Origin of the sequence: Chryseobacterium ginsengisoli (assembly GCF_039542325.1) — a bacterium.
GTDB classification, from domain to species: Bacteria; Bacteroidota; Bacteroidia; order Flavobacteriales; family Weeksellaceae; genus Chryseobacterium; species Chryseobacterium ginsengisoli.
In genome coordinates, this window is sequence record NZ_BAABHX010000008.1 from 25,214 (window position 1) to 45,874 (window position 20,661).

Below are 20,661 nucleotides of genomic sequence, written 5' to 3' on the forward strand. Positions count from 1 at the left end.
AATAAAATGGCAACCTTTTAATTAAGTTTAATTTATTGATTTTTAATTTGTTAAATAAATTTAAATCATTAGACTTTCACCAACTGCGCAAACATTCGTTTAGAAATGATAACTAAAATCTTTACTTTTGCATCATATTATATATGGTATGAAAAAGACATTGCTATATTTTGCATTGGGAACGGTTCTAAGTTTTTTAATTAATTATTTCTTTTACAGTTCAGATAATCTAGGTCTTGATATTTATTATGCATTGTCTTTCGGTATTGCGTGGGGAATTGCTTATTATTTGGATACACCGAATTTTACATTACCACAAAAATTAGGTTTGTCTTTCGTGGCAATGGGAATTTTGGTTCTTGTAGGAACTTTAATTTTCAAACTTGAACTGGCAATTCCTTCAATTTTGAAATTTTCTACGGTTTTTGTAGCTTATTATATGATTGCAAGCTTTAGGACAAGCAAATCTTTGCGTAATTAATGTAACATTATTAAGCTTATATACATTAAAATAATCAGCATTATCAGCAAACCTATAAAATTGATGATAAATAAAATCGATCCTTTTACAATACTCACTCTCTTTTTGCTTTCGTAGGTTCTGTAATGAGCTATAAAGAAATACAATGAAATGTAAAAAAACAAAGCAACATTGATTAAAGAAAAGAGTAGGGTGAAAATAGTATAATCGGGTAATAGATTTCCAATACGGTTAATCACAATATATATTAATGTGGAAAGTAACAGGAAAGAAAAATAATGAAGGGTAAATATTCCGTGATCGAAATACCACCATCTTTTTTTGTTGTGGAAAATCCATAAGAAAAACGCGAAAATCGGGAGATATACAAAAAGAGCTTTTGGAATCGTATGAAGGATTGTTTCGATATATTTTTCTTTGATCTGTGCTTTTGTAAAACCGCTTTCTTTTAATTCAAATACTTTTTTTGCCATTGGTCTTGAGAGGGTATGGAAAAAACCTTCATCTTTTGCATACAGAGAATCGTACTCTTTCAGATTATGAGCATCCATAAAAGTAGTATTATCGCTGAATGTTTTTTCAAAAACATCGCCATCATTAAGAACACTTTTTTCCTGAACAGAATCTTTTATTTGTATAGAATCGGCAATTTTCTTCGCATTTGAAACTGTTTCCTTGGAAAATAATCCTTTTTTTTGAAATTCATCCAGAATTTTGTTTGTGGCTTCTTTCTGTTCTTCTATTTTTTCTGTCCTTTCTATATGAGATATTTTTTCAGCTTTTTCCGATTCATGAGCTTTTGGAATAAGTGCCGGAACTAAAAATGTAATAAAACTTATGAATATGTAAAGTTTTACAGGAGCAACATACAGTTGCCTTTTGCCTGCAAGATATTCTTTGGTAAGTTTCCCCGGATTAAATAATAAATATTTGATCGTTTTCCAGAACTGCCCGTCGTAATGTGTAAAATCCTCAATGAAATGCGTGAAAAGATAGTGAAACGGTTGTTTGGGCTCGATATTTTCCTGTCCGCAATGTGGGCAGAATCTTTCTTCAACGGTATGTCCGCAATTAAGACATGTTTTATCTTCTCTTATTTTTCCGTGGCTCATGTTTTTATAAGGATTTAACGCAAATATAATTATTTAAGCAAATGAAATGATCATATTAATAATCTTTTGATGTAATGTTTAAATAGAATTTAATGAAAAGATTAGTTTGGAATTTAAAACATCACATTAATTATTATATTTTGATTTTTCATAAAAAGTAAATATGCGCTTTAAACCGTTTTTTGATCGATTTAAATAAAAAATAACTAAATTCTTTATAAATAAAAACAGACAGTCAAGAGATTAAATAAAATATGTTTTTGCATTCAGAAAATAATTTGTACCTTTGCACACCCTTTTAGGGGGAAATTATGTTTAATCTTTAACTAAAACGTGTGAATACATTAAGTTACAAAACTGTTTCAGCGAACAAAGCTACTGCTAATAAAGAATGGGTTGTGGTAGACGCTGAAGGACAACCGTTGGGAAGACTAGCTTCTACGGTTGCAAAGATTTTGAGAGGTAAGCACAAAACGAACTACACACCTCACGTAGATTGTGGTGATAACGTAATCGTTTTGAACGCTGGGAAAGTTACTCTTTCAGGAAACAAGTGGAACGATAAGACTTATATCTGGCATACAGGTTACCCTGGAGGACAGAAGTCTATGACAGCTCTTGAACTTCAGAAAAAAGATTCTTTAAAAGTATTGGAAAAATCTGTAAAAGGTATGCTTCCAAAAAACAGATTAGGATCTGCATTGCTTAAAAACCTTTATTTATATGAAGGAACTGAGCACAAACATGAAGCTCAACAGCCTAAAACAATTAATGTTAACGAATTTAAATAATTAATTTATGTCTATAGTTCACAAAATCGGAAGAAGAAAAACTTCTGTAGCGAGAGTTTATGTAAAGCCGGGTTCTGGTGTTATTACAGTAAACGGTAAAGAAGCTGCGACTTATTTCTCTACAGACGTGATGGTTTACAAATTGAACCAACCGTTTATCCTTTCTGAAACTGTTGGTCAGTATGACGTTACCGTAAATGTTTTCGGTGGTGGTAATACAGGTCAGGCAGAAGCTATCAGATTAGGTATTTCAAGAGCTTTATGCGAAATCAATGCTGAATTCAGATTAGCTTTGAAACCAGCTGGTTTACTTACAAGAGACGCAAGAATGGTGGAAAGAAAGAAGCCAGGTCAGAAAAAAGCAAGAAAGAGATTCCAATTCTCAAAACGTTAATTTTCAGACTTCAGATACAGGATTTCAGATTTCAGAATTTATTCGGTCTGTTGTCTTATATCTAAAATCTATTTATCAAAACAAAAAAATTGCCCGTTACGTTTAGCATCCAAACACTTCTCCCATCTAAAGAAGTTGTTGATTGTTTAAGAAACGGAAAGTAAACTAACAAAAACAGAAAACATGGCAAAAGCAAATGTAAAAGACCTTCTAGAGGCTGGTGTACACTTCGGTCACATGACTAGAAAGTGGAATCCAAATATGGCTCCATACATTTTTATGGAGAAAAACGGTATTCACATTGTAGACTTACATAAAACAGCAGTTAAATTGGATGAAGCTTGTAACGCTTTAGAAAAATTAACTTCTGCAGGTAAAAAAGTTCTTTTCGTAGCTACTAAAAAGCAAGCGAAAGAGGTTGTTGCAAAACATGCTGCTGAACTTAATATGCCTTATATTACAGAAAGATGGCCAGGAGGTATGTTAACAAACTTCGTTACTATCAGAAAAGCTGTAAAGAAAATGAACTCTATCGACAAAATGAAAAAAGACGGTACGTTCGAAACTTTATCTAAAAAAGAAAGATTACAGGTTGACAGACAAAGAGCTAACTTAGAGAAAAACTTAGGTTCTATCTCTGACATGGTTCGTCTTCCTTCTGCGATCTTCGTTGTAGATATCATGAGAGAACACATCGCTGTAACTGAAGCTAAGAAATTAGGTATTCCAGTTTTCGGTATTGTTGATACAAACTCTGATCCTAGAAAAGTAGATTTCGTTATCCCAGGAAACGATGATGCTTCTAAATCTATCGATATGATCTTAAACATTGTTTCAGATTCTATCAAAGAAGGTCAGACTCAAAGAAAAGCTGATAAAGAAAAATCTAAAGAAGAAGGTGAAGTAATCTCTGCTGATAAAGATGCAGATTTCGACGCTGAATAATTAAAGTTTTTTTTAAAAATAAAGGATGGTTGAACAACAAAATGGTTCAACCATCTTTTTTTATTTAAGGCAATTTAGGACACATTAATAAATCTGGAAAATTAGGGTTTGGAACACCAAATTTACATACTCCACTACAACATATTTCACCACCTTCTGTATTACATCCATCAGCACAACTTCTGTAGCCTCCTTTAATTGTTCTTAATTCATTTCTTGAAACTTTTTTCAAATTTTTCATAGTTTTTTGTTTTGTAATTTTCCTACTCTATATGCTTTTCGGATTCCGCAATGATTTATTCAAATGTAATAAATTATTTAATATATCACTCTGCTTTGATAAAATATTTTTTATTAATTAGAAATCGTAATATTATAAGAACTAGTCACGAATTTTGTTTTTTGATACACCGAATTACAAACCATTCCGGAAAGATTGTAATTCTGGTTTTTCGGAACCATAGCAGAGCCAATTTTATCAGCTCCAATTGGGATTTTCTTAAAATAATTATTACCACTAATTGTTAAAACCATATTACAACGAGAGTTATTTTCCACAGTAATCGATGTATTGGGACTATCTTCTGATCCGTTTAAAAGATCTGTTAAAACTTGTGCTGTTTCCGATTTATACGTCTTGATTAAAGCCTGATATTCTGTTTCAGTTTGAGTTGCAGATGAAGTACGGCTTCCTATATTTGAAGTCGTAGGAGGACTTTTTTTAACGGGAATATTTGTTGTCCTGTAATGTGTTGTTTCACAACTATGCAAAAACAAAATAATGAGAGACATAAAAGCAAAAAACTTTTTCATGTGCAGATTTTCTTGGTGTAAATTTAATCTTTTTACTTTTTCCCTAAAGTAGTTTTATTATCAACTTGAGTAGGATTATTTATAGTTAAAAAAATACTCTTTTTAATATCTTTTTGTGAAGAATATATAACATCACAAACATTACTTGTCAAAGTATAATTTCCTTTATTAATGACAATGGAATTTTCTCCTTTTGCCGGAACAGCCATATTATAAAAATCTTTTCCCTGAATCCTTAGAACGAGATTACAGTCAGAATTATTTTTAAATAAAAGAATAACTTCCTTACTACTTATATCTTCGTTAAACATAATATTCAGAAGTTTTACAGTTTTGTCAGTATGTTCTTTTGATGTTGAAGCTATTAGATGTTTAAATTCCTCCGCCTCAGATGAACTTGAGTTTCGTATTAAACTAGCAGGAATTTCGGAAATAATAGGTCTTGCGACCATAGGCTGTGCGTTTTTCTTCCCTTTTGTCCATTCTGAATTTTTCAAAGCGATCAGTTTTGATTTTAAAATCCTTCTTCTGGGATCGTCGGGATGAGCCGTTTCCAGAAAATTTTCAATTTCATTGATATTTTTACTTTCTAAGATATTTTGGGTGCTATTTTTTACATTCGCTGAATTACAGGATGCAAGAATTATAATCGAAATAATCAACAATATTTTTTTCATAACCTATCATATTCTTTTAATGAATAATTTTTTGTGTTTATATATGACAATGCAAGGATGTAAAATTTTACAGCCTTTGGTTTTTTAAGTGAATTTTTTCAATTAAAAACTACAGATAAGTTAAATTTGTAAAGTGTTTCGAAATAATAAGTGTTTTTTCCATCATAAGTTATTTGTTTAATTAATTTTGAATTTAATATAAGTAATTGTTTTTCCTTTTGCAGAAAAAAGTTCTTCGTAATAAGTTCTTATATCTCTTAGATGCGGAGTATTCGGATCATATTCAGGAGCCCCGTAAATGTCGTGGTGAGCAGAGATAATTTCGTAACCCGCACCCTGTAAATATCCTAAAGTATACCCGTGAAGGAACTCAGAATCCGTTTTTAAATGAACGATTCCACCTGGTTTCAGGAATTTTTTATATCTCTCTAAAAAATCAGGGTGAGTTAATCTGTGTTTTGTACGTCTGTATTTAATCTGCGGATCGGGGAATGTGATCCAGATCTCATCTACTTCATTTTCTCCAAAAAAATGTTCAACAAGTTCGATTTGAGATCTTAAAAAAGCAACATTATTCATTCCGTTATCAACAGCTTCTTTGGCTCCGAACCAGAATCTTGCTCCTTTGATATCAATTCCGATAAAGTTTTTCTCAGGGAAAGTTTTTGCAAGACCTACCGAATATTCTCCTTTTCCACAGCCTAATTCCAACACGATCGGGTGATCATTTTTGAAGAAATCCGTTCTCCATTTTCCTTTAAGATCAAAACCGTTTAAGGCATCTTCTCTTGTTGGCTGAATAACGTTTGGTAATATTTTGTTTTCTGCGAATCTTGCTAATTTGTTTTTACCCATGAGAAATTTATAAAATCCCGCAAAAATAGCGAATTTTACACAAATGCTTCATTTTTAAGGCTAAAAATAACACTGAAACAGATTATTTTTTAGATGAACTTCCTAATGCGACCATCAAAGGTTTTTGAATTGTTTTTTGTGATGCATATTGTGCACCGCAAACGATACTTGTGAAAAGATAGTCTCCTTTTTGTACCACGATAGAATTATCTCCGTGTGAAGGTACAGGAAGCCTGTATTTTGTTGTCCCGACTCCTTCCATTCTTACGATAATGTTGCAGTCGGATTTGTTCTCGATCATTACGATACATTCTTTTGCATTCGGATCGTTATCGAAAAGTGAATTCAGAATTTTTACGGTTTTGTTTTTATGTTCATCAGGATTTTCTCCCATTAGCATATTAAACTCGGTGGCTTCCGTATCAGGAATTGCTGCAACGGAAGGCTTTGCAGAGGTATTAGGAGAAGATGAACCTGTAGTGGTTGTTGTAGAAGCTATATAGACATTTTTAGGACTACTTGGAGTGTAGACAACTGCGGCTTGACCCATTTGTAGTTCTTTCTGATACTTTGCAATCTGTTTCTGCTTGATGATAGCGTTCATTTCATCGAAAGAAATTTTCGTAGAAGGTCTTCTTTTCAACATTGCAAGCCAATCCTGCATTTGTTTTACTTTCTGATCTCCTGGTTGTGCTGTTCTAATGTATTCTTTCATCATTTCCATTACGCGTGGTTTCAGAATAGATCTTTTGGGATCATCCGGATGCGCATCTCTTAGGAAAGCATTGATTTCGTAAATACTTTTACTTTTCAAAATCTCGCTGTAGTCTTTGCCTTTCGACTGAGCTGAAAGGTTTATAAATAGAATTGCACTAAAGAATAGAAATAACTTTTTCATTCACTAATATTAAAATTAAAAAATAAAATATTTTTTCTCTTTTAATTGATTTAAATTTAGATTATTAGTGTTTAAATTGGCAGCGAAAATCACACCAATTTATGTTAAACACTCAAATTTTTGATAAAAATAAACAATATTTAAAGAACAAAAAATGTATACCACAATTTTAGCAGTATACATTTTCTGAAATTTTATAAATATGGCTGATTTTATTTTACAATATCCTGAAGATGAGAGTTTTTCAATCTTCGCTGATAAATAGGCAAATATTTTTCAATCGGAACTTTTATCGCATCAAAATTTCCTACCATTACATAAGATTCTATGTTTTCGGAAGTATAAACGAACTGAAGGAAATTATCAATCAGGTTTTCAGGAATTTTAAATTTTATGAAATAATCTTTTCCAAGATAATTTTTAATCTGCGTTACAGAATTATTCATTCTTTCGTAAGCCATGTAACGTTGCTTTTTCTTTCTGTCGCCGGAAAGGATATCGTAAATACTCTCCAGACTGAAAGTTAATCCGCCATCTCTCAATCCTGCAACCGGAAGTTGTGGTGAAGTTCCGTCGCCTTTTGGTTCAGGCAAACCGATCACTTTTTTTATGGCTAATCCTTTGTCTTCTTTTCTTATGGAATTTACATCATATCTTAAATTTCCGGTTGGTCTGAATCTGTTGATTACCACTTCCTGAATATCGTGATAAGCGATTTTAAGTTCCATTAAATTTTTTTGCTCCATCATTTGAGAAGTTAATTTAATATCTTTTCGTTCCGTAACAATCGATGTAAAACGAATAACATCTCCTGCATTTGCAGGAATGGTAAAATCTCCGTTGTAATCGGTAAGAACAGTTTTCAGCGTATTAAGATTGGTAACATATACCTGATTGAGATATAATACAGAATTATCTCTTAGAAAAACTTCTCCGGAGTAAGATTGGGCATTGATTTTTGCCAGAAAAACCAACAACAGTAGAATAAATAACTTCTTCATATAATATGGCAAAATTACGCAGAAATGCATCAATTTATGCCTGTTTTAGTAGTGAAATGAGGTTAAAGTTATATTAAACTTTGCGTAAAAATTGTTAATGAATGTTATAAGGATTTGTTTTAGTTAAAAATATGTGAAAATCTTTCCATTTTTAATTTTGAAATTAATAATTCTTTACCAAAAGCCAACTGGAATATTTTACCGTCGTTAAACCTCCAAATTCCGTCCAGCTGATGAAATACCAATAAGTTGCCGTATTCACCGGTCGACCCGTAATTCTTCCATCCCAGATAAACCTGTTAGTTGGTGAACCTCTGAAAACTTCCGCACCATATCTGTCGAAAATCCTGAACACAATATTGTCATTATCCATTAATGCCGAATAATCTATTGCATCATTGTATCCATCTGAATTCGGAGTAATTGTATTGATTAAATTAATAATAACAAAAGGTCTCGTTATTTCCTCACACTGATTAGAATCACGAACATGAATAATATGATTCCCTCTTGGAACATTGTTGAAAACATTTGAGCTTTGCCAGTTTACCCCATCCAAAGAATATTCGTAAGGAGGAGTTCCGCCGCTTGCTCCGATAGTAACTGTATTTCCACTAATTTCAATAGTTGTAATTATTGGAAGCGGAGATTCTGTAACAGTAACATTCTGTCTGTAAGTACAGCCGTCAAAAGTAAGATCTACCCAATAACTTCCAGCCGGAACGTTTGTGATAGATTGTGTTGTGGCTCCTGTGCTCCATAGATAACTGTCAAATCCTGATCCCGCATCTAATGTTGTTAAATTTTTAGGACAAATAACTTTATTATTTAAAACAAGTGAATGTTTCGGGATTTTAATGGTGATGGTAATGGAAGCAATATTAGGACAAACTCCGGCTTTTTCAAATCTGATATAGATTGTGGAAGAGCCTGTTAAATTCATCGGGTTACTAAGTGCAGCTGTATTATTCTGAGCGTCCAATAAAGTAGGGTGGAAGGTTGCTATTACCGAAGGATCAGCCGTAAATTGACTGATGTAAGGCATTAAATCAATCATTCTTATTCCATCCAAATCATCATCACACATTGTAACCGTGTGAGTGGTCTTAATTAATGGAATTTTAGGTCCGATATTAAATACTAAAGGCTTAATTACAGGTGGGCAACCGTCCGGAGAATCTACTCTGATGTAAATAGTCGTCGTAGTAGTATAACTCCAGTTATTCGGAAGTGTATTTGTATTTCCGGCATTAGCATTGGTGATGTCACCATAATATCTTACACTTGTAAAATAGGTAGGATTAGTTAAAACCAATGGAGTGATATTTGATAAAATCACGTTTACAATGCCATCCAAATTATCATCACAAAATGTACCGGTATAATTATTAAGTACATTGGCAAAAGGGTAGAAGTTAAGTGTAATTTGTGCAATTGCTTTACATCCAATATTATTTTGTACAAGAGCATAAACTATTGTTCCGTTTGCAGCAGGATAATTTAAAGGAGTTACTATTGCAGTGCCTGGAGTTTCGTTTTGTGCATTTAACAAAGTGGGATAAAATGTAATCGATACCGGAGAATTGCTTGTAACATTCGCTGTTGTTAAATTAAAAAATCCTTGTCCTGATCCGTTATCACAAGCATTCAAAGTTGCATTATTCACAGTTAAAGCCTGGATATTCATTGTCACTGTAACCGTTTCACAATCAGGGAAGTTAACATTGTTTCCACAGAATGTATAAGTGAATGTATCTGTTCCTACCGTTCCGGGAGTTGTTACAGTATAAGTGATAACTCCTGTTGTCGCATTTACAGTGGCTGTTCCTAAAGTTGGAGCTGTAAGAATTGAAACCGTTCCTGGAACAGGTGTTTGTGGAGAGTTTGTAAATGTTGGTGTGATTGTTTTTGTTGAACAAACATCATATGTTGTATTAGTCAGTTTTGTACAGTTCAGTACTTTAAATTGTTCCGTTACCAAAGGAGCACAGCTTCCCATCGTTACAGAACATGTGTAATAGCCTGACTGTGTAGGAGTAATCGAAGAGCCTGTTGCTCCCGAAATTAAAACTCCGCCAACATACCATTGGTAAGTGTCATAAATAATAGGATCGACAGTAAGAACAATTCCCGGAATACAATCTCCTCCTGATTTTAAAATTACAGGCTGAGTTGGAAATCCTGCAAAAAATCCGCCATAGCCAACTGCATCACTTCCCGCATTGATTCCTGCCATAATTGCTTTAGTAGAAACTATGGTGATTGTTCCGGTAGTATTGGGAATTCCATAAGTTACCCAATTGTTTGTTCCGGTCATATCATAAGGTCCGGTCGTTGCTGGTGGAACACCTCCATTTACCGTTAGAACAGCTCCTCTTTCAGTGATTATATTTAATTTTGTCGGGATATTTAAAATTCCTGTCGGGTTTCCATTAGAATAAACAAAGTTTTCATCTATAAGACCAAGTTCATTAATTTGTTTTGGCAAATAACAGTTAAGAGCCGGAATAAAATTGAAACCTCCTGTTGCTACTTCATTTCCAGCAGTATTTGCTCCTGCAAGAATCTGATAAATGTAAGCATTTTTAGTGGTTTTGATATATAAATTATAATGCCCATTAGTTCCCTGAAGCTGATATTTAGAATCAGGAATAACAAAATATTGCCCGATATTTAAAGTTGCAATAGGCGTTACTTCATTATTTACTCTTACTTCTGTATTGTCTTCGGTGGCAATTACCAAAGCTCCTTCCATGTTTGAACCGATAGTTCCGTTACCTTTTACTAAAGCAAATTCATTTCCGAGCCTTTCTACTGGTACAGCCTGATCCATCAGAATATCTGAACTGGAAGGGAAATTTCCTGCATATTGCCCGTTGAAATTTCCATTGGTGACATTTACATTTTTATTGGCAACAATTTTGGCTCCGATAAAACCATCAAAGTTTCCTGTATTAGTCCCGATACCATCAATAATATATGACTGACCTTTATTTAAAGTAAACGTCATCGATGGAGTAGTGATTCCCGTTGTTCCGTTTGAAAATTGTACCGTAGGTTTGTATCCTGAAATAGTAACAGTTGTATTGTCTTCTGTTGCCAAAATGCTGGTCATAAAATTCAAAATAGAATTATTTACCGTGATCGGAGCATTTGCAGCGTAGAATAATTTTCCCGTAGAAGGAATTCCTTTTGAGGTTATAATTTCTGCGTGATTATAAACTGAAAATCTTAAGTTGGCATAAAAAGGAAATTCTGCTTTTACATAAATTCCTTTTGTGGTTGGCGTAAACAGATCTGTTTGTTGTGTGGTAATAATATAATCACGTAAAATATCAATTTTTTGAGGATTGTTTTTACTGATATTTACTGTTGCAATTAATATATTGTTATTATAAATACTTACCGGAAACGAAGTCGTACGGTTTGTGGAAAGATATAATTTCTGATAAGGATTAGGGTTTCCTGTTCTGTCGACCATAGGCGCAAACCAATGCTCCCTATCCAATTGAGCAAATGTAGAGGTGAAAAAATAAAATATAAATAAAAGAGATAGAATTTTTTTCATTCAGATTGCCTTTAACACAAATTTAATATAAAAAATGTTACCTGCCTAAAAAATAAACAAAAAACCATGATTTCAACATCATGGTTTTCAGAGTATTATTAAAATAAAGTGTTAATCAACGTTTTTTACAAGAATCCATCCTGAGTATTTTATCTGAGTCTGGGCTTTGTTTGGTTCCGTCCAGGTGATTTCATACCAATAAGTAGCGGTAGGAATCTTTTTACCGTACATCGTTCCATCCCATTTATAAGCGTTGAACTGAGTTGCCTGATGTACTTTGTTTCCGTATCTGTCGTAAATATTGAAAACCAAATTTTTCTTGTAAGCTAATTCCGAATAATCGATATAATCATTTTTGTTATCACCATTTGGTGTAATTGCATTAAGCAAATTCGGAACAGTTACTGTTACATCAATTGGTTCACAATTATAAAAATCTTTTACATAGATGCTGTTTTCACCTCTTGGAAGATTTTCAAAATAGTTTGAATCTTGCCAATTAATTCCATCTAATGAATATTTGTACGCTGGAGTTCCACCAATTACATTCACAGTGATTGTATTATTTTTAATATCAAGACTTGAAATTACGGGTTGTACAGCCTGAATTACTTTTACATCTTGTTTTGTGTAGCATTCGCCTGATTTTAAATTAACCCAATAAGCCCCTACTCCAACATTGATCGTCTGAGTTGTTGCTCCTGTGCTCCACTGATAACCATCAAATCCTGGTCCTGCATCTAATGTTGCAGTATTTTCAATACAAATGATTTTATCTGCTAAAACAGTAGATTTTACAGGCGGGATAACTACAAGTGTAATTTCCGCTATGCTGTAACATCCGTTAGAATTTATCACTTTTACATATACTTTTTTATCAGATGAAATATAAGCTGATGCAGGTGAAATTTCATTTGTTCCGTTAGTAAGATCTGCAAGAGTAGGATAGTATTTCTTTATCAGTCCTGTTTGTGTTGTAACCGGAGCTGTTTCAAGATTGAACAATGCAGTAGTAGGATTGGCTGCAATGTAGCAAGATCTTATAGAAACATTTTTCACTGTAGGATTAGGATCTACAATAAAAGTCATTTTTACCTGCTCACAACCAACACCTGTAGCCGGGTTTGCGCAGAAATGATAAATTAAAGTATCATTACCAACGTAACCGGGATTTGGTGTATAAATAATGTTCCCTGTTGCTGCATCGATTGTAGCTGTTCCCTTAGTTGGAGGTGTATCAATTTGTAATGTTCCTGCAACAATTGCAACATTATGATTAGTAAATGCAGGAACGATTATTTTTTGAGCGTCACAAACTATTAAACTTTTTGTAACCTGCTCATAACATGATTCTACAACGAAAACAGGAGTTGTAGCAAAACAACCGCCCATTCCTACTTTTACGGTATAGGTTCCGGCTTGCATTGGTGTATAGGTATAACTGTTCGCTCCAGAAATTGGATTCGGACCAAGATACCACTGGTAAGATTCGAAACTGTCGCCTACTTCCAAAACAACTCCAGGGACACAATCTCCACTTTTGCTGACTACAGGAACTGAAGTAAATCCTGCAAAATATCCTCCATACCCAACTACACCGCTTCCTCCTGCAATTCCTGCAGTAACGGCTTTAGTAGATGTAATTGCAACATTTCCTGTAACTCCTGTAATAGAATAGGATACCCAGTCTACTGTTCCTGTTACATCATACGGTCCTTGAGCTGCAGTTGGTGTGATCGGTGCTCCACCATTAACTGTATAATTAACAGTAGCACCTTTTTCTGTTAGAATATTTAATTTAATATTATTTGATGTGCTTGGAGGAAGTTTTTCAATCATCCCGACTTCATCAATTTTTCTTGGTAATAAACAGTTCAATGGAGGTATATAATTAAACCCAATTGTTGCACTTGAAGTAGCAGTTCCTGCGAGAAGCTGATAAACGTAAGCATTTTTTGTTGTTCTTACGTGCATATTATAATGATCATTCCCCTGATTGATGTAATTGTTATTATTGACTTCATTGACTCTATAATGCTGTCCTTCATTAATTGTAGCAACAGGAGTTGGGTCTCCATTTACGTAAATCTTTGTATCATCTTCAGTAGCAACGATCAAAGCATCTTCTGTTGCCGACGAAATATTTCCGTATCCTTTTACTAAAACAAATTCTTTTCCTAATCTGTCTGTAGGTACAGATTGATCCATAACAATGTCTCCTCCCGTTAATGGAGTTCCTATATTATATTCTCCTAAGAAATTTCCGTTGGTTAAAGAAATTGGCTTATCTGATACGATTTTAGCACCGATAAAGCCTTTTAAGTTTCCTGGTTGGTTTCCTCTTCCTTCAACTATATATGACTGTCCCTTATTTAAAGTAATGGTCATGGTTGGCATTGCAGCAGCGGTAGTTCCATTTGTGAAAACCACATTGTTTGCATATCCTGAAATGGTAACTGTAGTGTTATCCTGAGTTGCCAGAACCCCTGTTGTAAAATTCATTCCTGAACTGGCATTGGTAATAGGAGCAACAACTGCATAGAATTTTGTTCCGATACCGGCTTTTCCTTTAGAAGTCAAAATTTCACCGTGCGCAGGAACTGTAAATCTGAATGTAGCAAAGAAAGGTTTGGTTCCTTTCAGATAAAGTCCTTTCGTACCTATGCTAAACAGATCTGCCGTTGTAGAACCGATCATATTGGCGGCATTAATGTCAAACATCTGCGGACTGCCTTTACTGATCGTTACCGTTCCGATAACAATATTGTTATTGTAAATATCAACACTGAATGGTGTTGTAGAATCGGTCGAAAGATATACAGCCTGTTTTGCAGTGGTAGATAAATTGGCTGATGAAAAAGGAGCAAACCAATGTTCTGTATCTCTTTGCGCCGAAAGATTAATAAAAGCTAAAACAAATAAGAATACAAAATAGAGTTGTTTTTTCATAGTCATGTGATTAGTTTTGACAAAAATAGAATTTTATTTCTAAAAACTTGCAAAAAACATAAAAAAAACACAGTTTTAAAACTGTGTTTTTAATAATTTATAATAAACTGTATTAGTTTCTATTTTTAACTAAGATCCAACCGGAGTATTTTATTGGAGTTTGTTTGCTGTTTGGCTCATTCCAGCTGATATCAAACCAGTAGTTTCCAGTCGGTACTTTTTTACCTCCGACTGCACCGTCCCATTTGTATCCGTTGGCTTTATTACCTTGGTGCATTTTCGTTCCGTATCTGTCATAAACATTAAATACAAAATTTGGTTTATGAGCTAATGCAGAATAATCAAGGATATCATTTACACCGTCTCCGTTTGGTGTGATTACATTAATTAAATTAGGAACCGTAACTTCTACATCAAGAGGATTACAGTCGTAAGCATCTTTTACATAGAAAGTATTGTTTCCTCTCGGAACATTTGTGAATGCATTAGATTCCTGCCAATGAATATTGTCAATTGAATATTGATAAGGAGCTGTTCCTCCAACTACATTTACGGTAACTGTATTATTTGTAATATCAATATTAGAAATAACAGGCTGTTCAGAAGCGTAAACTTTTACGGTCTGTCTTGCAACGCAATCTCCTGTTTTAAGATCAACCCAATATGTTCCGACTGCTACATTATTGATGGATTGAGTCGTTGCTCCTGTACTCCATTTATAAGAGGTAAATCCAGATCCTGCATCTAATGTTGTTTTATCTTCCATACAGATGATTTTATCTTCCAGAATACTTGAGTAAACCGGAGGAAGAACAATTAGTGTAACTTTTGCAATTCTGAAACATCCATTCGCATTGCTTACTTTAATATAAACAACCCCGTTTGGAGCAATATAATTAAGTGGATTCAAAATTGCATTCGTTCCGTTCTGCGCATCTGTAGGAGAAGGATAATATTGCTTAACAATACCCGGAGTTACTGTTACCGGAGCTGTTGTTAAATTAAACGATCCGGTTGCAGGATTTGTATTTAAGAAACAAGTTCTTAAAGTTGCATCTGTCACAACAGGACTTGCTGAAACTGTGAAAGTTAAAGTTACCTGCTCACAATCTGTAAAATCAGGATCATTTCCACAGAATTTGTAAACAATTGTATCTGTTCCTACAAATCCGAAAGTAGGTGTATAGATAATTACACCAGCCGGGTCGATTATAGCCGAACCATTTGCCGGAGGAGTAATAATTGTTACTGTACTTGGAACATAAGTCTGAGTAGAGTTTGTAAACGCCGGAACAACTGACTGGAATCCTTCACAAACCGTCAAGGCTTTTGTTGATTGCTGAAGACAAGTATAAACTTTGTAAACCGGTGTTGTTACAGGAATACAAGATCCTACTGTGATTTTTACAGTATAATTTCCTGCAGTTGTAGGAGTATAGCTGTTTGAATTTGCTCCTGTAATTGGATTTCCATTCAAATACCACTGATAAGTATCGTAGCTGTCATCAACTTCCAGAATAATTCCCGGAATACAGTCTCCTATCTGTTTTGTAATTAATGGAATTGAAGAGAATCCTGCAAAATATCCACCGTATCCTGCTGAACTATATCCACCATTTACTCCGGCAGTTACCGCTTTATTTGAATTCACAGTTACGTTTCCTGTAATTCCGTCGATCGCATAAGTTACCCAGTTCGCATTACCTGTCAAAGAATAAGGTCCCTGAGCTGTAGTAGGCGTTATTGGCGCTCCACCATTTACAGTATAAGTAACAACCGCATTTTTTTCTGTTAAGATATTTAATTTTAATGTGATACCTGTTACACTTGGCATTTCATTGATCTTTCCGATCTCATCAATTTTTCTTGGTAAGAAACAGTTCAATGGCGGAATGTAGTTGTACCCTCCCGTATTATTTGCTGTACCTACACCAACTAATTGATAAATATAAACATTTTTCGACGTAGAAATAAACATATTGTAATGTCCTCCTCCTTGTAAAACATAATTCGTTTCGTTGATTCTGTACCATTGTCCTGCATTGATTGTTGCAAGCGGAGTAGTACCGCCATTAACATAGATTTCAGTATTGTCTTCCGTTGCAATTACAATTCCTCCTTCCATGTTTTCCGCAGGAGCTGTAGATTTTGTTTTTACCATGGCAAAGGTATTTCCCAATCTTTCTACAGGAACCGACTGGTCCATGATTAAATCGGAACCACTTGATCCTCCAGCTCCAAAGTTACCGTTGGAACTACCGTTTGTCAATGTAATAGGTTTGTCAGAAACAATTTTAGCTCCAATAAATCCTGTAAGGTTTGCCGCAGTACCATTGTTTCCTGCCATAATATAAGACTGTCCTTTATTCAAGGTAAAAGTCTGAGAGTTACCTCCACTTGGAGTTCCTCCTAAGAATACAAGTCCTGAAGTATTCCACGAAACGGTAACATGGGTATTATCTTCAGTTGCTAAAACTCCAGCTGTGAAATTTTTGTCTGTTCCAGTACCTGCAGTTGTGGTATTGGGAGGATTTGCCACATAAAACAACTGACCGATTCCTGCTTTTCCTTTAGAGGTAATGATCTCACCGTGAGCTCCTTGAGCAGATCTTAAAGTGCAGTAAAAAGGTTTGTCTCCTTTCAGATACAGACCTTTTGTAATTACCTGAAGGGCTTCAGATGTTGTTGTTGCTGTAATCAAACCTACAGCTACAGTATAGGTTTGAGGGTTTCCTTTGCTGATAGTAACTGTTTGAATCAGCGTGTTGTTGTTGTAAATTTTTACAGCAAAAGGAGTTACAGAGTCTGTTGACAGATATACTGCATTGGTATATCCTGTTGTGGATGCATAATAAGGTGCAATCCAGTGATCTGTATCCCTTTGCGCAAAAAGCGTATTAATGCTGAGAAGCACTAATAAAAAAGATAGTAAAATTTTATTCATAGATATGGAATTAGGATTCTTGCAAAAATAATAGAATTTTTTGTTAATTTTTTTAAATAATTAATTAAAAGTTAAATTAAATAAAAAACCACGATGGTAAAATCGTGGTTTAAAAAATTCAATTAAGAAGTTTTTTAGTCTATATTTTTAACTAAAATCCAACCTGTATATTTAATTGGAGTTTTTTCTTTATTTGGTTCATTCCAATTGATATGATACCAATAGGTTCCGGTAACTATTTTTTTATCATAATGTTTACCGTCCCATTTGTAGTTATTGAATTTATCACCGGTGAAAATTTTATTTCCGTATCTGTCATAGATCACGAAAGTAAGATTGTCTTTGTAAGCCAATTCACTGTAGTCGATAAAATCGTTTTTATTATCACCATTCGGAGTAATTGCATTCAGTAAGTTAGGTACAGTTACTTCAACAGAAATAGGTGTACAGTTATAAGCGTCTTTCAAATAAAATATATGCTGACCTCTTGAAAGTCCTGTAAATACATTGGAGTCCTGCCAGTTTGTAGGAGAATCCACTGCGTATTGATAAGGAGCTTTTCCTCCTGTTGCATGAACAGTCACTGTAGTGTTTGAAATTTCAATATCAGAAATTACAGGATCTTCAGCTTTTTTCACGCTTACGAATTGTTTTATAGAACATCCGTTATCTTTAAGGATTACCCAATAATCTCCAACGGTTACCCCTGATAAAACCTGAGTTGTAGCTCCTGTGCTCCATAGGTAAGACTGATATCCCGGTCCTGCATCAAGATTTGTTCTTGCATCGATACAAATCGTTTTATCAACTAATATTGTAGATCTTCTCGGAGGAATTACTTTTAAATTCACTTTAGCAATTGCATAACAACCGTTTGAATTATACACTCTGATATAAATAACGGTATCTCCAGAAATATGGGCTAAAGGATTTAAAATTTCATTCGTTCCGTTGCTTGCATCTACAAATGTCGGATAGTATTTTTTAGTGATTGGAGTTTCAGTTGAAACATTAGCAATCGTTAAATTGAATGATGCTTTAGTTTCATTATTTTCAAGGAAACACTCACTTAAAGTTGCTTCAGTAACTACCGGAGTCGGAAGGAAAGCCAAAGTGATTTTTGCATTTCCTGTACATCCTTCACTGGTCGTTACTTTCACATAAACAAATCCAATTGCCGAAAGATAATTCGTAGGATTAGTAATCTGATTTGTTCCTGAATTAAGATCAGCCAAAGTAGGGTAGAACTTTTTAACCACAGGATCGTATGTTGTCACGTTTGCAGCAGTAAGATCAAAAAATCCTTTTCCATTATACTGACAAGCCTTGATTGTTGTATCTGTTAAAACAAATGGAACAACATTCAATGTTAAAACTACATGTTCGCAATCAATGAATTCGGTTGCGTTTCCACAGAACTGATACACGATTGTATCCGGACCTAAATATCCTGCATTGGGAACATAAGTAATTTGTCCTGCAGAGTTCAACGTTGCTGTTCCGTGAGTTGGATAAGTCAGAATTGCTACTGTACTTGCAACCGGAGTCTGCGTTGTAGTGAATGAGAATGTCGGAGTGATTACTTTCGTAGCACAAACATTCAAATTTGCTGTTGTATTTCTCGTACATGCAAAAACTTTATAGATAGGAGTTGTAACAGGAGGGCAAGTTCCCATTGTTACTTTTACAGTATAGTTTCCTGCGGTTACCGGAGTGAAAGTATTTAATGTAGCTCCTGTAATCGGGTTTCCATTCAGATACCACTGATAAGTTTCATAACTGTCATCAACTTCCAGGATAATTCCAGGAATACAGTCTCCTGTCTGTTTTGCAATTACCGGAATCGAAGAGAATCCTGCAAAATATCCACCATATCCAGCTGAACTATATCCACCGTTGATTCCGGCAGTTACCGCTTTAGTTGAAGTTACTGTTACGTTTCCTATTGGGTTATCAATAGCGTAAGTTACCCAGTTTGTATTTCCTGTTAAAGGATAAGGTCCCTGTGCTGCAGTAGGTGTCGTTGGAGCTCCACCATTCATACTGTAAGTCACAGTAGCTCCGGTTTCTGTTAAAATGTTCAATTTCAGTGTAATACCTGTTACGCTTGGCATTTCATTGATCTTTCCGATCTCATCGATCTTTCTAGGTAAGAAACAGTTCAATGGCGGAATATAATTATAGCCTCCAGTATTGTTTGATACACCTACACCAACTAGCTGATACAAATAAACATTTTTAGATGTAGAAACAAGCATATTAAAATGCCCGCTTCCTGAAGTTTGCTCTATATAGTTTGTTTCGTTGATTCTGTACCATTGCCCTGCATTGATTGTTGCAAGAGGAGTAGTACCACCATTAACATAAATTTCAGTATTGTCTTCGGTTGCAATTACAATTCCTCCTTCCATGTTTTCAGCAGGAGCTGTAGATCTGGTTTTTACCATGGCAAAGGTGTTCCCCAATCTTTCTACAGGAACAGACTGATCCATAATTAAATCTGAGCCGCTTGAACCTAATGCCCCAAAGTTACCGTTGGAACTACCGTTTGTAAGACTTACCGGCTTATCAGAAGTGATTTTAGCCCCGATAAACCCTGTAAGGTTTGCTGCAGTAGCATTATTTCCGGACATAAGGAACGATTCTCCTTTATTTAAAGTAAAACTCTGAGAGGTTCCAGTGAAAGTTGTAGGTGCCCCAATGAAAACCAATCCTGCAGTGCTCCAGGAAACAGATACCAAGGTATTGTCTTCAGTTGCCAGAACTCCGGCTGTAAAGTTATTTGCACTCCCTGTTCCTGCACTTGTATTAGGAGGGTTAGCTACATAAAATAGTTTGCCGATTCCTGCTTTACCTTTAGAGGTAATAATCTCACCGTGAGATCCTTGTGCAGATCTTAAAGTACAGTAAAAAGGTTTGTCTCCTTTCAGATACAGACCTTTTGTAATTACTTTAAAAGCATCCGTTGTAGCTGTAGCTGAAATATCAGTGGCAGCCACAGTATAAGACTGAGGGCTTCCTTTACTGATGGTAACAGTAGTAATTAAATTGTTATTGCTGTAAATTTTTACGTCAAAAGGAGTTACAGAGTCCGTTGACAGGTATACCGCATTGGTATATCCTGTTGTGGATGCATAATAAGGTGCAATCCAATGCTCTGTATCTCTCTGCGCAAAGAGTGTATTAATGCTGAGAAACATTAATACAAAAGATAATAGAAATCTTTTCATAAT

Annotated in this window: 15 protein-coding genes; 4 read left to right on the forward strand and 11 right to left on the reverse strand. The window is 34.6% G+C overall.

Annotated elements, in window-relative coordinates; translation table 11 throughout:
* Positions 1 to 148 precede the first annotated feature (148 nt).
* Positions 149 to 481 (forward strand): hypothetical protein, encoded by a 333-nt coding sequence (locus tag ABD940_RS19280; RefSeq protein ID WP_345207558.1) that lies wholly within the window; start codon positions 149 to 151, stop codon positions 479 to 481.
* Here the strand turns inward: ABD940_RS19280 and ABD940_RS19285 are convergent.
* A complete protein-coding gene (locus ABD940_RS19285; protein WP_345207560.1) occupies positions 478 to 1,593 on the reverse strand; it encodes a DUF3667 domain-containing protein in 1,116 nt (371 codons plus the stop codon). The two genes, ABD940_RS19280 and ABD940_RS19285, sit on opposite strands and share 4 nt — an antisense overlap.
* Positions 1,594 to 1,928: 335 nt before the next feature.
* Here ABD940_RS19285 and rplM point away from each other — a divergent pair, with 335 nt between their 5' ends.
* From rplM to rpsB, 3 genes are all read left to right on the forward strand, one after another.
* Positions 1,929 to 2,384: a 50S ribosomal protein L13 gene (rplM, locus tag ABD940_RS19290; protein ID WP_056075141.1), complete on the forward strand. Its 456-nt coding sequence runs from the start codon at positions 1,929 to 1,931 to the stop codon at positions 2,382 to 2,384.
* A 7-nt stretch (positions 2,385 to 2,391) separates the two neighbouring features.
* On the forward strand, positions 2,392 to 2,778 hold the full coding sequence (gene rpsI, locus ABD940_RS19295) for a 30S ribosomal protein S9 (protein ID WP_066674806.1): 387 nt from the start codon (positions 2,392 to 2,394) through the stop codon (positions 2,776 to 2,778).
* Positions 2,779 to 2,961: 183 nt separating this feature from the next.
* Positions 2,962 to 3,723 carry a 30S ribosomal protein S2 gene (gene rpsB, locus ABD940_RS19300; RefSeq protein WP_345207571.1) on the forward strand — a complete coding sequence of 254 codons (762 nt, stop codon included), beginning with the start codon at positions 2,962 to 2,964 and terminating at the stop codon, positions 3,721 to 3,723.
* Between the two features lie 64 nt (positions 3,724 to 3,787).
* Here rpsB and ABD940_RS19305 read toward each other — a convergent pair whose 3' ends face one another.
* The 10 genes from ABD940_RS19305 to ABD940_RS19350 all read right to left on the reverse strand — a co-directional run bounded on the left by ABD940_RS19305 (position 3,788) and on the right by ABD940_RS19350 (position 20,658).
* Complete coding sequence (locus ABD940_RS19305; RefSeq protein WP_345207572.1) at positions 3,788 to 3,964, reverse strand: bacteriocin-like protein; 177 nt, start codon at positions 3,962 to 3,964, stop codon at positions 3,788 to 3,790.
* Between the two features lie 113 nt (positions 3,965 to 4,077).
* A complete protein-coding gene (locus ABD940_RS19310) occupies positions 4,078 to 4,536 on the reverse strand; it encodes a DUF6759 domain-containing protein (RefSeq protein WP_345207574.1) in 459 nt (152 codons plus the stop codon).
* A 32-nt stretch (positions 4,537 to 4,568) separates the two neighbouring features.
* The gene (locus ABD940_RS19315) at positions 4,569 to 5,213 is read right to left on the reverse strand and encodes a DUF6759 domain-containing protein (protein ID WP_345207576.1); all 645 of its coding nucleotides are present in this window, start codon (positions 5,211 to 5,213) and stop codon (positions 4,569 to 4,571) included.
* 177 nt (positions 5,214 to 5,390) lie between these two features.
* Positions 5,391 to 6,068 carry a tRNA (guanosine(46)-N7)-methyltransferase TrmB gene (trmB, locus tag ABD940_RS19320; protein ID WP_345207578.1) on the reverse strand — a complete coding sequence of 226 codons (678 nt, stop codon included), beginning with the start codon at positions 6,066 to 6,068 and terminating at the stop codon, positions 5,391 to 5,393.
* 82 nt (positions 6,069 to 6,150) lie between these two features.
* On the reverse strand, positions 6,151 to 6,966 hold the full coding sequence (locus ABD940_RS19325) for a DUF6759 domain-containing protein (protein ID WP_345207580.1): 816 nt from the start codon (positions 6,964 to 6,966) through the stop codon (positions 6,151 to 6,153).
* 212 nt (positions 6,967 to 7,178) lie between these two features.
* Complete coding sequence (locus tag ABD940_RS19330; RefSeq protein ID WP_345207582.1) at positions 7,179 to 7,967, reverse strand: hypothetical protein; 789 nt, start codon at positions 7,965 to 7,967, stop codon at positions 7,179 to 7,181.
* Between the two features lie 163 nt (positions 7,968 to 8,130).
* Complete coding sequence (locus ABD940_RS19335) at positions 8,131 to 11,535, reverse strand: T9SS type B sorting domain-containing protein (RefSeq protein ID WP_345207584.1); 3,405 nt, start codon at positions 11,533 to 11,535, stop codon at positions 8,131 to 8,133.
* A gap of 111 nt (positions 11,536 to 11,646) precedes the next feature.
* Positions 11,647 to 14,484, reverse strand: a complete 2,838-nt coding sequence (locus ABD940_RS19340; RefSeq protein WP_345207586.1) for a T9SS type B sorting domain-containing protein — start codon at positions 14,482 to 14,484, stop codon at positions 11,647 to 11,649.
* Between the two features lie 112 nt (positions 14,485 to 14,596).
* Positions 14,597 to 17,428, reverse strand: a complete 2,832-nt coding sequence (locus tag ABD940_RS19345; protein ID WP_345207588.1) for a T9SS type B sorting domain-containing protein — start codon at positions 17,426 to 17,428, stop codon at positions 14,597 to 14,599.
* A 134-nt stretch (positions 17,429 to 17,562) separates the two neighbouring features.
* On the reverse strand, positions 17,563 to 20,658 hold the full coding sequence (locus ABD940_RS19350; RefSeq protein ID WP_345207590.1) for a T9SS type B sorting domain-containing protein: 3,096 nt from the start codon (positions 20,656 to 20,658) through the stop codon (positions 17,563 to 17,565).
* Between the last annotated feature and the right edge of the window lie 3 nt (positions 20,659 to 20,661).